Source organism: Streptomyces sp. DH12 (assembly GCF_020873895.1).
Classification (GTDB): domain Bacteria; phylum Actinomycetota; class Actinomycetes; order Streptomycetales; family Streptomycetaceae; genus Streptomyces.
The window spans coordinates 1-413 of the sequence record NZ_JAHWGT010001424.1 but is presented as its reverse complement, the minus strand read 5'-3'; the positions used below and the strand labels follow the sequence as shown (position 1 = coordinate 413).

1 protein-coding gene is annotated in these 413 nt (G+C 71.7%); it reads right to left on the bottom strand.

The window, feature by feature from the left end; all coding sequences use genetic code 11:
• Nucleotides 1–72: 72 nt before the first annotated feature.
• Nucleotides 73–413: lipase family protein (locus LPA54_RS40395; RefSeq protein ID WP_228985406.1), on the bottom strand; the 341-nt coding region annotated here is incomplete at its 5' end.

Genomic DNA, 413 nt, shown 5'->3' with positions numbered 1-413 from the left:
GGCCTGCCCGGCGCTCCGCTCATGAGCCCCGTCCCGCAGCTGCGGGACGGGGCTCATGTCATTGCCGCCTGCTCACGGCTGCACGGGCATGGTCCAGCAGTTGGAGCTCGCCGCCTTGCCCTTGAGCCGGTCGGCCAGCCAGTCCACCGCGTCACCCTGGTCGGTCAGCAGCGGCGCCAGGTGGTTGGTGAGCAGCTTGTCGCCCAGATTCGACAGCCTCACCGCCTTGTAGGTGACGTCGCCGCCCTTCTTGCACCAGTCCACGGCCAGTTGCCGCGCCTGCGCGTGCGGCACGATGTCGTCCTGCGTCCCCGTCACCACGCGGACCGGGCCGGTGGGCTTCAGCCGGCCGAGACGCTGGTCGTCCAGGACGGCCTGGGCGGCGGGCTCTCCCGCGATGATCTCGCCGACGG